At 45.9% G+C, this 13,550-nt stretch carries 10 protein-coding genes; 7 read left to right on the top strand and 3 right to left on the bottom strand.

Going from position 1 to position 13,550, the window contains the following annotated elements; genetic code table 11:
• The first annotated feature begins 757 nt into the window (after positions 1-757).
• Positions 758-3,856: a type ISP restriction/modification enzyme gene (locus BM090_RS09405; RefSeq protein WP_091512076.1), complete on the top strand. Its 3,099-nt coding sequence runs from the start codon at positions 758-760 to the stop codon at positions 3,854-3,856.
• 78 nt (positions 3,857-3,934) lie between these two features.
• Positions 3,935-4,585 (top strand): acyltransferase, encoded by a 651-nt coding sequence (locus BM090_RS09410; protein ID WP_221405373.1) that lies wholly within the window; start codon positions 3,935-3,937, stop codon positions 4,583-4,585.
• Positions 4,586-5,007: 422 nt separating this feature from the next.
• On the opposite strand, the gene BM090_RS09415 is transcribed toward BM090_RS09410, so the two are convergent.
• Entirely contained in the window at positions 5,008-5,445 is a 438-nt protein-coding gene (locus BM090_RS09415; RefSeq protein ID WP_091511458.1) for a hypothetical protein, read from the bottom strand.
• 32 nt (positions 5,446-5,477) lie between these two features.
• A complete protein-coding gene (locus tag BM090_RS09420) occupies positions 5,478-6,437 on the bottom strand; it encodes a ligand-gated ion channel (RefSeq protein ID WP_091511461.1) in 960 nt (319 codons plus the stop codon).
• Positions 6,438-7,230: 793 nt separating this feature from the next.
• On the opposite strand from BM090_RS09420, the gene BM090_RS09430 reads away from it, so the two are divergent.
• From BM090_RS09430 to BM090_RS09445, 4 genes are read left to right on the top strand one after another with little or no spacing between them, the layout of a single operon-like run.
• The gene (locus BM090_RS09430; protein WP_091511467.1) at positions 7,231-7,827 is read left to right on the top strand and encodes a DUF4230 domain-containing protein; all 597 of its coding nucleotides are present in this window, start codon (positions 7,231-7,233) and stop codon (positions 7,825-7,827) included.
• Complete coding sequence (kdsB, locus tag BM090_RS09435) at positions 7,827-8,585, top strand: 3-deoxy-manno-octulosonate cytidylyltransferase (RefSeq protein WP_091511469.1); 759 nt, start codon at positions 7,827-7,829, stop codon at positions 8,583-8,585. The genes BM090_RS09430 and kdsB overlap by 1 nt, the downstream gene beginning before the upstream one ends.
• Complete coding sequence (locus BM090_RS09440) at positions 8,582-9,160, top strand: hypothetical protein (RefSeq protein WP_091511473.1); 579 nt, start codon at positions 8,582-8,584, stop codon at positions 9,158-9,160. The genes kdsB and BM090_RS09440 overlap by 4 nt, the downstream gene beginning before the upstream one ends.
• Positions 9,161-9,174: 14 nt before the next feature.
• Positions 9,175-10,989: a gluzincin family metallopeptidase gene (locus tag BM090_RS09445; RefSeq protein WP_143083935.1), complete on the top strand. Its 1,815-nt coding sequence runs from the start codon at positions 9,175-9,177 to the stop codon at positions 10,987-10,989.
• A 1-nt stretch (position 10,990) separates the two neighbouring features.
• On the opposite strand, the gene BM090_RS09450 is transcribed toward BM090_RS09445, so the two are convergent.
• Entirely contained in the window at positions 10,991-12,535 is a 1,545-nt protein-coding gene (locus tag BM090_RS09450; RefSeq protein ID WP_091511479.1) for a glycosyltransferase family 39 protein, read from the bottom strand.
• Between the two features lie 151 nt (positions 12,536-12,686).
• Between BM090_RS09450 and hisF the strand changes: the two genes are divergently transcribed.
• Positions 12,687-13,442 (top strand): imidazole glycerol phosphate synthase subunit HisF, encoded by a 756-nt coding sequence (gene hisF, locus BM090_RS09455; RefSeq protein WP_091512084.1) that lies wholly within the window; start codon positions 12,687-12,689, stop codon positions 13,440-13,442.
• Positions 13,443-13,550: the final 108 nt, after the last annotated feature.

Consider the following 13,550-nt stretch of genomic DNA (forward strand, 5'->3'; position numbering starts at 1 on the left):
AGGTGGGATAACAGAAGTCGCAGGTGGGATAACAGAAGTTGCAGGTGGGATAACAGAAGTTGCAGGTGGGATAACAGAAGTTGCAGGTGGGATAACAGAAGTTGCAGGTGGGATAACAGAAGTTGCAGGTGGGATAACAGGAGTCGCGGAAAGGAAATATTAAAACCCCATCTAAATCTTCCCCAAGGGGAAGACTTTAACAGGAATTGCAGGTGGAATATTCAAAAGACCCCTCCTAAATCCTCCCCAAGGGGAGGACTTTAATGTCCAGTGGGGAGGACTTTACTTTGCGGAGGACTTCAACCCTCTCCACTGGGGAGGTCGGGTGGGGTTCTAAACGCGGTTGAAAAAAAAACTCCTAAATCTTGGGTTGAAAAAAGACCCCTCCTAAATCCTGTGCTTCAAAAGACCCCTCCTAAATCCTCCCCAAGGGGAGGACTTCAAATGCCCAAGGGGAGGACTTCAAATGCCCAAGGGGAGGACTTCAAATGCCCAAGGGGAGGACTTCAAATGCCCAAGGGGAGGACTTTACATTTCCCCTCCCCACTGGAGAGGCTGGGTGGGGTTCTAAACGCGGTTGAAAAAAAAACTCCTTCTGTTTCCCAAAACCCCTCCTAAATCCTCCCCAAGGGGAGGACTTCAAATGCCCAAGGGGAGGACTTTACTTTGGGGTGGCTGGCTGGGTGGGGTGGCGTGGGGTATGTACATTTTTACCCCCAAATATATTATCATTGCATTGTATTTGATTCCAAAAACCATGTCTCAGTTATTCATTCAACAATACCGTACTCAGTTGGAACGTGTCGTTAAGTTTGGCGGCAGCACCAACGAAATGGCTATTCGTCAGCCTTTTATTAACTTGGTAAATGCCTACGCCGAACCACAAAACCTCATGCTCATCGCAGAGCTGACCACCCACAGCCACACCCAAACCGCCAAAATCAGGCCTGACGGTATCCTCAAAAACATGATGAAACTCGATTGCGGGTACTGGGAGTCCAAAGACAGCAAAGACGATTTGGAAAAAGAAATCGAAGCCAAAATCCGAAAAGGATACCCCCTTTCCAACACCGTTTTTGAGGACAGCAACACGGCCATTCTTTACCAAAACAACGACCGCGTTTTGCGCGTCAATATGCGCGACGATGCCGAGCTGGACAAACTCCTCCAGAAATTCGTCAAGCTCGAACTCCCTTACGTGCAGGAGTTTAACAAGGCTTTGGAGCAGTTCAAAACCGATATTCCCAAGATTCTGGATACGTTTCGGGAACTCCTCAAAGAAAAGCACCACGAAAACGCAGGCTTTCAACAGAAGTTCAACGCCTTTTGGGATTCCTGCAAAGCCTCCATCAACGAGGGCATTAGCAAAGAGGACATCGACGAAATGATTATCCAACATTTGCTTACCTCCGACCTGTTCACACGCGTGTTTGACGATGCCGACTTTCACCGCGAAAACAACATTGCCCAAGAAATTGAGCAGGTTATCAGCGCGTTTATGAACCGCGAAACCCGTATGCGATACCTCAAAGACATTGAGTATTATTACAGGGCTTTGCAGGACGGGGCCAAACACATTTACGACCACCACGACAAACAAGAGTTTCTCAAAACCGTTTACGAAAACTTTTACAAAGTCTATAACCCCAAAGCTGCCGACAAACTTGGCGTAGTCTATACGCCCAACGAAATCGTGCGCTTCATGCTCGAATCAACGGATTATTTGCTCGAAAAACATTTTGGCCGCACCATGGCCAGCAAAAACGTCGAAATCTTAGACCCCGCCACAGGCACGGGCACGTTTGTAGCCAACCTCATCGACTACCTGCCACTGGCCAACTTGCCCCACAAGTTCAAACACGAAATACACGCCAACGAAATCGCCATTTTGCCCTATTACATTGCCAACCTCAACATCGAATACACCTACAAACAACGCACGGGGCAATATGCCTCTTTCGACAATATTTGTTTGGTGGACACGCTCGACAACATCGACGCGCTGGCCTACGAGTCCAAGCAACACAGCATGTTCAGCATGAGCAGCGAAAACACCGAGCGCATTCGCCGACAAAACCAACGCAAAATCTCGGTCATTATCGGAAACCCGCCCTATAATGCCAAGCAAGAAAACTATAACTTCCAAAATGCAAACCGCGCCTACGAGGCCATAGACAAACGCATCAAAAATACTTATATCAAATACGGCACTGCTCAAAACCAAATCGTTTTGTATGATATGTATGTGCGTTTCTTTCGCTGGGCAAGCGACCGTTTAGACAAAAATGGTGTTGTTTCGTTTGTTACCAATAGTTCATTTATTGATGCACAATCTTTTGACGGTTTTAGAAAAATGGCCGCACAAGAATTTAACGAAATTTACATTATCGACCTCAAAGGCAATGCGCGTACATCTGGGGAGCAACGCCGTAAAGAGGGCGGAAATGTTTTTGATGATAAAATCCGTGTGGGAGTTGCTGTTTATTTCTTCGTAAAAAACCAAGAAAAAACAGGCTGTAAAATTTATTATCATGCTATCCATGATTACGCAACAAGTGCCGACAAAATGGAATATATGCGTGTCAATAAACTACATGATTTAAACAAACCCGACAAATGGCAGTTCTTGCAAATCACCCCCGACGCAAAGCATAACTGGATTAACCAAACCGACAACGACTGGGAAAGCCTTTTACCCCTTTGCGACAAGAACGTAAAAGCAGGAAAAGGCGGCGAGGCCGTTTTTAAATTGTTTTCAAGCGGAATAAAATCCCAGCGTGATGAATGGGTTTATGATTTTAACAAAGAAAATCTAAGCCACAAAATGCAGTTTTTTGCCGATACCTATACCCAAACACTGGCCAACCCCCATAATCCACAGAAAATGGCCATTAAGTGGGATGCAGATTTGGAAAGTTATTTAAACCGAAAAATCGCCAAACAATTTGAACCTGCCCAAATGGTTAGAAGTCTTTACCGCCCTTTCTCCAAGATGTGGTTTTACTTTGATAAGCATTTCAACGGAAGAACTTATCAGTGGTTTAATATTTATAATGCAGCGGAACAATCTATTATTGCCGTCCCAGGAATTGGCTCTCCTAAAGAATTTTATTGTATTGGTTTAAAAGATATTATAGACTTAAACGCCATGCCAGCAGGCGGCCAATGCCTTCCGCTGTACACCTACGACGCACAGGGCAAGCAAGTCGATAATATTACGAATTGGGCATTGGAGCAGTTTCGGGCGCGATATGGGGCGGAGAATATCCAGAAAATCGACATTTTCCATTATGTGTATGCGGTGTTGCATCACCCTCGTTACCGCAGCCAATACGAACAAAACCTCAAACGGGATTTTCCGCGCCTGCCTTTTTACGAGGATTTCGGGCAATGGGTGGCATGGGGCAAAGCCTTGTTGGATTGGCATATCAACTACGAAAACGCCGCCCCTTATGCCTTGCAGCGCACGGACGTAATGCCCAAGCCCAAGAAACAAAAAGATAATGCTTTGTTTGCCGACCCGACGGTTGAGCCGCTATTCGAAACGCCTCGCCCAACGCTTGCGCCCAAAGCCAAACTCAAAGCCATCAAGGAATTGGGGGAAATTCAGCTCGACGAACAAACCAAATTGTCGGGCATTCCTGCCGCCGCATGGGACTACAAACTCGGCAATCGTTCGGCCTTAGAGTGGATACTCGACCAATACAAAGAATCCACGCCTTCCGACCCCACGATTCGGGACAAGTTCAACACGTACCGTTTTGCCGACTACAAAGAACAGGTCATCGAACTGCTGCAAAAAGTCTGCACCGTGAGCGTGGAAACCATGCGCATCATTGGTCAGATGCCCGCGTAAAAAACAAGTTTTCAGGTTGATTTAATATACCGACAAATGATACAATTTTTGAAAAAGGTCAAACGTCTTTTGGGCGTTATGGCCACCTTATTGAAAGCGAATCGCAAGACTATTTACTTCAATTTTAAATACTTACCGTTTCGTCAGGCCCTTCGGCTCCCCATCAACGTATCATCGCAAGTTCACTTAGCCCGAATGGGCGGACAAATACAGTTTGATTGTCCGATACATACGGGAATGATACAACTCGGACACGGATACGTGGGGATATTTGATAAACAAAAATCTCGGAGTATCTGGGAAGTAACAGGGACTGTTATTTTTGGGGGTACGGCCAATATTGGTCATGGTTCAAAAATCTGCGTAATGAATGGAACACTGCGTTTGGGTAAGAATTTTACGATTACGGCGGAATCCTCGATTGTAACAGCGTGCGAGATTCATTTCGGAGACGATTGTTTGTTGTCTTGGGATGTCTTGGTCATGGACACCGATTTTCATCACATAAAAAACCAGTCAGGCGCAATAATCAATGCGCCAAGCCCCATTCGGATCGGCAATAAAGTTTGGATTGGATGCCGCTGCCTCATTTTGAAAGGCGCAGCGATTGCCGACAACACCGTTATTGGAGCAAATTCGTTGGTAAGCCGCAAATTGCCCAAAGAAAATGCCATCTATGGCGGCCAACCAGCTCAATTATTGAAAGAAGAAATTAGTTGGGATTACTAACCCCTCCTAAATCCTCCCCACTGGGGAGGACTTTTAAATATTGCCGCCCCCCATGCGCAGGAACGAAATATCAAAGACTCCTAACCCCTTCTAAATCCTCCCCAGTGGGGAGGACTTTTAAATATTGCCGCCCCCCATGCGCAGAAACGAAATATCAAAGACTCCTAACCCCTCCTAAATCCTCCCCAATGGGGAGGACTTTTAAATATTGCCGCCCCCCATGCGCAGAAACGAAATATCAAAGACTCCTAACCCCTCCTAAATCCTCCCCAATGGGGAGGACTTTTAAATATTGCCGCCCCCCATGCGCAGAAACGAAATATCAAAGACTCCTAACCCCTCCTAAATCCTCCCCAATGGGGAGGACTTTTAAACCACATGGAGATGGGGTGCTCCTCTATCATCTCTCAAAATTCAACCCATTACTTCTGCCACTTGGTTACATAAAAAATAGTGTCCGTGCTGCTTTCCGAACCCACAGGACGGGCAAGTTGAGGGTTTGGGTTGGCGGCGGGCTTTTTCGCTTCAAAATACCCTTCTACGGTTACGTTGCCGCTTATGTCCAAGTCTTCGCCGCCCGCAAGCCTGTCAAAACACACAATAAACCGTTGTGGGGTGTTGCTTCCTGCCTTTGTACCGTCTAAGTAGCCAATATTATAACCCAACACACTCAGCGGGTGCATACGCCCTTTGGCACTGTCAAAATTACCTGAGAGCCGAACAGCCGTTTGCTTTTGGGGTTTGGTTTGGGTCAATGATTTTGTTTGGCGGCGGGTTTTCTTTTGCCCTAAAGCCCAACTATTGGGTATTTGCGCCACGCACACCAAGGCGACAAGCATTGTATATCCTATTTTTTTCATGGGAATAAAGATTTGGGATTCATTGTATAAAGTTACAAAGCCATTAGCACAGACACCACGTTCACGGCCAAATAAATGCCGCCCACTATCCACGCGACGAGGCGGTCGGTGGCGTTGGAAAGTTTCTGTTGTCCGTCATCGTCCTGCCGCAACGACAAAGCCGAAAACGCAATAATCACGAATATCATCACAAACGTAAGTCCGTGCAGCGTGTCCACGATGGTAAGCGTAGAAGTTTCGGGCAAATAACTATCTATCACGTATTTGTTACCGACTGCCGCAAAAAGTCCGCCCACAGGCAAGCCAAAACGCGGTTCGGCATGGCTTGGGTCAATAAAAAAGCTCACATACGAAATGGCAAAGGCAACATACATTCCCAAAAACAGCTTAAAGAACAAGCCCCACGCGTCGCGCTTAATGGTAATGTTCACGACAAACTGCGCGTAATCGGATTCTGGTTTGAGTTGGGTATTATCCCCGAACGCGGTGTTATAATGTGCGCGGCCTGTGTCTATATGAAAGCTCTTGATTTTCCAGCCGTCCACTTCCAAAGCGGGGTCGTATGACTTACCCAGCGTGTCGGGCACAAAAATCAAGTCTTGTACCATAAATTCGGGGTTTTCTATCTTGATTTTGAGGGTTTGCTCGTCGAAAGGAAAATTTTGCAAGTTCCAAGCCTGCTTCATCACCGACTTTATTTTGAGTTGCAACCAGCCTTTGCCGTTCAAACTGTCCATCATCATATTATCAATCTTGTATTCTTTGGCATCGGGCAGCTCTATCATGTCCGAAGGCTTGTCGATGGGGTGGTCGTGCAACATCCAAAGCCAAAAACGCGTCGTGTATTGCTCTTCTATGAAATCAAAATCGTGTAGGCTAATAATATAACAACCCACTTTTACGGTGTCGGGGTGATTGTCGTGCGCCGCCCACGCGTTTGGTTTACCAAGCAAAAAGAAGGCAAGCGAAATAAGAAGTAAAATTCGTTTCATGAAAAAGCAGGTTTTAAACCCACAATTTTACCAAAAAAAAGTAGATACGCATAACCGTACATTTCTACTCTAACATCAAACGGCGGAAAGATGCCACGCCTACGGCGTTAGAAATGAATATCACCATGCTTAGCTACCAATATTTCAATCCTAACGGATTTATTTTCAATGTTTGGTAGTGGTCTGTGAGGACACAAACCATGGGGAAGAACGAAATATCAAAGACCCCTCTTTGTTTTTCCCAAGACCCCTCTTTGTTTTTCCCAAGACCCCTCCTAAATCCTCCCCAAGGGGAGGACTTGAACAGAAGTCAGTTAAGGGTCTGTGAGGACACAAACCACGGGGAAGGCCGCGCAAAAAGCCGTCAGGCTTGTCATCTTTATAGAAATGATAATGTTTGTAAAAAAAAGAACGCCGTAGGCGTGACATCTGCCCAAACACATTCTACAAAAAGAGTTATCTTATATACGGTAGTGGTCTGTGAGGACACAAACCACAGAGAAGTTTTTTTTGGAAATGATGCGCAGGAACGAAATATCAAAGACCCCTCCTAAATCCTCCCCAAGGGGAGGACTTTTGTTCTAACCTGTAAAAAAACTGGACACTAAATTATACTTTTCGTTGCGTCCAACTTTTTAGCAGACTGATAACTCATTTTTTCACCTTGTGCATCAACTACATAGTTTGCCTTCGGAATTGTCATAACTTATATGGTTTTAAAGTGTTAGACTCTTAATTGGTTGCTCTACAAATTTACTACAAAATCCCTTATTTTTGGCAAAAAAATTAGCCAATGAAACAGCCAAAACAATGGATTGCGTGGGTGTTATGCGTCATTTTGGGCATAAGTAGTTTTTATTTTTGGAAGAAAAGCCAACCCGACACCAGCACGCGCCGGACCACACACCAAATCCTCCTGACCGAAGTAGAGCATTTGGGTAAAATGGAGTTGGTGCGCTATCAGTTCCGCGACATCGTGGAGCATGAGCAAGTAAAACAATGGTTGCCTAACTCGCGTGTATTGCTGATAGTGAGTGGCGAGGCCGTCGGCTGCTTGGATTTGAGCCAAATAGACAGCACCGACATTAGCGCAGACTCGGCCAACGTAACCGTGTATTTGCCCGAACCTGAAATCTGTTATCACAAAATAGACCATCAGAAATCAAAGGTTTATAACACCGAATACGCATTCATGGAAGAAGCCCAACTCATCGACGAGGCTTATCGCCATGCCGAAAAACAAATCTTGACTTCTGCCCTGCAAGCCAACATCTTAGCGCAAACCAAAGCCAACGCCCAAAAAATATTAGTACCTTTGTTTGCATCGCTTACGGGCAAAAAAATACATTTACGCTATCGAAACCGTTTTACTTTACCCCAAAAACACTAATGTTACATTCCGAACCCAACATATTAGGCATCATTCCCGCACGTTATGCTTCTACGCGCTTTCCCGCCAAAGCCCTCGCCAAAATTGGCGGCATTTCGATGATTCAGCGCGTGTACGAGCAAGCCTGCAAAGCCAATTCCCTAAACAAAGTAATCGTAGCCACCGACCACCCGACCATTTTTGAACACGTGGAGAGCTTCGGCGGTGTGGCCGTGCTTACTTCGCCGCAACACCAAAGCGGTACAGACCGTTGTCAAGAAGCCTATTTCAATAGCGAATACAAAGCCGACTACATCATTAACATACAAGGCGATGAGCCATTTATCCAGCCCGAACAAATAGACCTGTTGGCCGAAGCCCTCGACAATAAACCCGAATTGGCCACGTTGGTAAAACAGATTAGCGACGCGGAAACCCTCTTCAACCCAAACACACCTAAAGTGTTGCTCAACAGCGCACAAGAAGCCATTTATTTCAGCCGCCAAACGCTGCCCTACTTGCGCGGCATTGCGCCCGAACACTGGCTTGAGCACCATACTTTTTACAAACACATCGGTATTTATGCGTATCGCACGGACGTTTTGGCCAAAATAACACAACTCGAACCCTCGTCTTTGGAGCAAGCCGAAAGCCTTGAGCAATTGCGGTGGTTGGAAAATGGTTTTAAAATAAAAGTAGCCATCACCGAGCACGACAGCCACGGCATAGACACGCCCGAAGATTTAGCAAAAGCCGAAAAACTTTTCTTAGGTTTATGAAAATAAACTTCTTACAATCAGGCATTTACATTAGTATTTTGTGCGGATTAGCGGCCTGTTTCAACACGCGCGAACCCGCACAACCTTCGTCGGCTACCTCTTGGATTAGCCCGACGGAGCAATCTATTTTGTTGGATAATTTTAAAAAATCGGTTTTAGAACTCAACCTCAACAACTACGAGCGTTGTCTTAACAAATACCTCATTTTCAGCCCAGACCGCAACTTGTCGGGCAACAATACAGGCGTTTTCCAGACATGGACGACCGTCGAGGAGTTGGAATATCTCAAAAACCTAAAAGCCCGAACCGTCCAGACTGGTGCAAACGCATTCACGTTTTCCAACGAACAAACTAATTTTCTGACGGCTGACTCGCTGGAATATACCGCCAACTACAATTTGTTCGTTTATCACCAAGACAGCAGCTACACGGCCACGCATTTTGTGGGTAAATGTATTTTGTCCATGCACCGCAACAGCTCCAGCGAATGGGCTATTAGCCGTTGGCAAGACAACCGCACCGATGCGCAAACGCCTTGCTGGACCGACCTCAAACAACATTTTATTTCTCCCTGAAAAGCTCTAAATCAATGCGTTGGATAGTTTTTTGCTTCATGGTAAGTCTTCATTGGGTTTCTTTCGGACAAAACAACACCGAAAGCCCCCTTTGCATTGACTTTCCGCAAGCCTCTACCCTACCCGACACCAGCCGCCAAACGGTACAGACTTTTTTAGCCAAACAATACCCCGCCACGCAATACGGCCAATTTGTTTTGACAAACGTAAAAAATAGCCCCATCGGGCAGCATTACACTTGGCAACAACTGGCGGCACAAACTCCTATTTATCAGCAATTTATCAAGATAAATATTAGCCATTCGGGGCAAATTTTGTCCGTAATGCGCCAATGCCAAGCCATCAGCAACGCCAATATTATTCAGGAAGAAATAGACACCAATCTTGCCCGCCGCTACATCGCCGCGCAGCAGGCCAAATGCAGCCAACCCATTGATTTTGAAACCCAAAAAATGCTGTACTGGGATAACAATGCGTTGGTTTCAGGGCTTTGGTTGCGGTACGGAAGCCTGAGCAGCGAAATAGAGGCTGCCGAAGTGCTTCTGAACAACAAAGGCCAAATCATAGATCTTGTTTCTTTGCACGAAAAAAAACACGCCCAACACATTACCGCCGACCCGCCTCACCCGACCAAAGATTCTACGGTTACGCTGGCTATTTTCAGACCCGACCCACTTTGTACGGCACAAGTAAGTTACGGCACGCCGTACAAAGACAACAACGACGCAGATTGTCCCGAACTCACCGCCCAACGCATGATGGTTTCGGCTAAAGTTTTGTACCGAAATGATAGTTTTCTGTTGGCCAGTCCGTTTTGTAAAATAAAAGAATTTGATGCGCCCGAAAAACCTGTGTGTTTTTCGCTTACGCCCGACTTCGTTTACACGCGGAGCAACGACAATTTTGAGCAAGTAAACGCTTATTATCACGTGAATCAGTACCAAATGCACGTGCAAGAGTTGGGGTTTAACAATCTGGTAAACAGACCCATAAAAGTAGATGCTAACGCCCTGAACGGCGCAGACCAGTCCATGTATTCGGGATTTTCGGACGCGCTGTATTTTGGGGAAGGTGGCGTGGACGATGCCGAAGATGCCGACAATATTTGGCACGAATACACGCACGCCGTAAGCCGCGATGCCGCCCCCAACACCAACACGGGCACCGAACGCCAAACCATCGAAGAAGCCAACGCCGATTTTATGGCCGCTTCTTATTCGGCTTCGGTGAGCAGTTTCGGAACTGGCGAGGTATTCAATTGGGACGGGCACAACGAATTTTGGGCGGGGCGGTCGGTAAGCGGCACGCGCACTTATTCGCAGCGCGTAGGCCAAAAATATGCCGATGCCGAAATTTGGAGTAGTCCGCTCATGCTCATTCGTGCGCTGATTGGCCGCGATGCTTCCGAAAAACTATTGCTTACGTCCATGTTCAGTTACGCGCCGAGTTTGCAAATGCGCGATGCAGCTAACCTATTTTTGCAAGCCAATACGCTTTTGCGTGGCGGGGCTGACTCTCTGGCTATCAGGCAGATATTTGCAAATCGTAAGATTTTGCCCGTCGTTACAAGCGTGCGTAATTGCGCTGAGCTTAAATCGTATTTTCAGCTCGAACAAAACCAAACATCTTTGTTTTGTCTCAAAGACATGGGCACGGTACAACTTTCGTTGCATACGCTCACAGGCCAAACCCTTTGGGAAAACTCGTGGCGCAGCCAAGCCGAAAGCCGATTTATTTTACCCCAAAACAACAGCCAAGCCGCAGGGCTTTATGTGCTAAAACTCCAAACCGCCGAAGGCTTGGCGGCTTGTTGGAAAGTGTTACGCTGATTTATTGGTGAATTTGCTGCCATTCCTCCGCGATTTCTTTTTTCAAAATGGCGTTGATGTCTGTGCGGGCATTTTTCAAAATATAAATCCGTGTACCTTGCTCCCGTGCAAAAGGGTTTTCTATCTTTCCATAGTATTTAATTTCCTGAAAAAGAGGCCGTTCGTCGGAGCGAGTTGTATCCGTATCGCCCAAATCTTTGACCATTACAATATGCTTGACGGGTCGGCTCAAATCAAACCAATTGAGGTAATCCGCTGAAAAAGAGACCGCCCCGATGTGGCCAGCGTGCCGCGAATAGTAGTTAATCGCGCCAGCTTGTCCGTAATTGTCGCAATATACCAGTGTGTGCGCCGTGTCGCCGATTTGCTCGTAAGCGGCATCTACTTTTTGCGCCAACTCCTTCCAGCCCAACATATCCGCGTAATCCTGCGGCAGCGCGTGCAATTTGCCATCTTCCCAGCGCGTCAGCCCCAAATCGTCGTAAACGGCGGCTTCTTTTTGCACTTGCTCAGGCGAATCCACAGGAAATAAATATTTAAAACCAAACGAAAAAATAACCAAAGGCACAAGTAAAAGCACCGTTTTTACTATATTATTTTTAATCAAATTTTCTAAAAATACCGCCCCAAAAGCCATATAAGCAGGATACAAACCAATAGCATAATATCCTTTTCCTTTCAGATAAATATAAAGCCCTAATACCGCCACAAGAGCAAACAAAAACAAGCGATATTTAGCAAAATTCTTATAAAAAATAAGCGCGTAAATTGCCGCTAATAGCACAAAAATAGCATTAAAGAAAAACAACATTTGTTCTTTAAGAAAATTGCCCGTTTCTACATTTTTCAGTTGTGTCGCTTTGAGCAATTTCATGTGATAAAGTACAGGAAAATGATTCGTGTATTGCCACCACAAATTCGGGGCAACCAGCAGCGCAGCCAACAGCAAAGCCAAATAAAAATGTTTGTTAATGAATACGTTACGATACGGTGAAAGCAGCAAAGCCGCCAAAGTACCCAGCACCAAAAACACCACATTATATTTGTTCAGAAAACCCAGCGCAACGGCTACGGCAAACACATAAAGCCATTTATTTTCCTGATTTTCAATATATTTTAGCAGCACCCAAAACATGAAAGTCCAGACCATCGTATCAAAAGAATTGGGCTGAAACAGCATATTCAGGCGCACGAGGGCAGAAAACAACACGGCCACCACTGCCAACGATTTAGCAAATAAATTTCCACCCAATATTTCGGTTATTTTCCAAACAAAAAACAGGGTAATTGCGCCAAAAAGTGCAGGAAAAAATTTAACCCAAAATATCGAATTTCCAAGCCACAAAATAAGCAAAGAAATCCACGAAGTAACAGGCGGAACAGACAAATAACCCCATGCCAAATGTTGCCCTTGATTTAGGTGCAAATATTCGTCGCGATGCAACTCATATAGCGGATTAATAATGATACCGTGCAACCCAAATTTGAGCGCGATAAAAGCCAATAAAACAAATGTGTGCTGGTGTTTTTGAAGAAATAATTTCATTGCGTTTGCTACAAAATAATTAGACAGCAGAAAAATATATTTTTGGGCAAAAAACTACAAACAAAATACTGATAATCTGCCTTTTTTGGGGGTTGGGTGGCGAATGTTTGCCAAAAATGCTTTGTTTTGCGGCCAGAAACTTATTTTGTGTATGCTGACCAAACGTATTATTCCTTGCTTGGACATCAAAGACGGCCAGACCGTCAAGGGTATTAACTTCGAGAACCTGCGCAGCGCGGGCAACCCCGTCGAATTGGCGCAATTTTATGCCGCACAAGGCGCGGACGAACTGGTTTTTTTGGATATTACGGCCACCGTCGAAAACCGCAAAACACTGCTGCATTTGGTGCAAGAAGTTGCCCGACACATCAATATTCCGTTCACGGTTGGGGGCGGCATCGGGTCGGTGGCGGACGTATCGGCACTGCTCAACGCGGGCGCGGACAAAATCTCTATCAACTCGTCGGCGGTGCGTAACCCTTCGCTTATCAATGAGTTAGCCGCTGAGTTTGGCAGCCAATGCGTCGTAGTGGCTATTGATACGCGCCACGTAAACGGAGAAAACATCGTACACACGCACGGAGGCCGCACGCCTACACAACTGCAAACGCTGGCTTGGGCGCGGGAAGTAACCGAGCGCGGCGCAGGCGAAATTTTGCTTACGTCTATGGACTCCGACGGCACGAAAGCGGGCTTTGCTGACGCTCTGACACGCACGGTGGCGCAAAGCGTTTCTATCCCCGTGATTGCCTCTGGCGGTGCGGGTACGATGGCACATTTTAAGTCGGTTTTTGAGGAAGGTTGCGCCGATGCTGCACTGGCCGCAGGTATTTTTCACTTTGGCGAAATGACCATACCCGACCTAAAACATTATTTGCAACAAAACGGCATTGCGGTACGGATTTAGCGTATTTTTATCTTTTAATATTCTTATAATCAACTCTTAAGTTAAAATCATCTATTCCATTTTGAGTAAACCACTTACTCAATTTTTCTTTTAAATTATAAGAATTTG

It is taken from the genome of Flexibacter flexilis DSM 6793, assembly GCF_900112255.1.
Taxonomy (GTDB): Bacteria; Bacteroidota; Bacteroidia; order Cytophagales; family Flexibacteraceae; genus Flexibacter; species Flexibacter flexilis.

Bases quoted from the DNA above. Each gene is read 5' to 3' on its own strand.
- BM090_RS09430 (WP_091511467.1), top strand. From the start codon at position 7,231: ATGAAACAGCCAAAACAATGGATTGCGTGGGTGTTATGCGTCATTTTG.
- BM090_RS09420 (WP_091511461.1), bottom strand. From the start codon at position 6,437: ATGAAACGAATTTTACTTCTTATTTCGCTTGCCTTCTTTTTGCTTGGT.
- BM090_RS09440 (WP_091511473.1), top strand. From the start codon at position 8,582: ATGAAAATAAACTTCTTACAATCAGGCATTTACATTAGTATTTTGTGC.
- BM090_RS09410 (WP_221405373.1), top strand. From the start codon at position 3,935: ATGGCCACCTTATTGAAAGCGAATCGCAAGACTATTTACTTCAATTTT.
- hisF (WP_091512084.1), top strand. From the start codon at position 12,687: ATGCTGACCAAACGTATTATTCCTTGCTTGGACATCAAAGACGGCCAG.
- kdsB (WP_091511469.1), top strand. From the start codon at position 7,827: ATGTTACATTCCGAACCCAACATATTAGGCATCATTCCCGCACGTTAT.
- BM090_RS09405 (WP_091512076.1), top strand. From the start codon at position 758: ATGTCTCAGTTATTCATTCAACAATACCGTACTCAGTTGGAACGTGTC.
- BM090_RS09415 (WP_091511458.1), bottom strand. From the start codon at position 5,445: ATGAAAAAAATAGGATATACAATGCTTGTCGCCTTGGTGTGCGTGGCG.
- BM090_RS09445 (WP_143083935.1), top strand. From the start codon at position 9,175: ATGCGTTGGATAGTTTTTTGCTTCATGGTAAGTCTTCATTGGGTTTCT.
- BM090_RS09450 (WP_091511479.1), bottom strand. From the start codon at position 12,535: ATGAAATTATTTCTTCAAAAACACCAGCACACATTTGTTTTATTGGCT.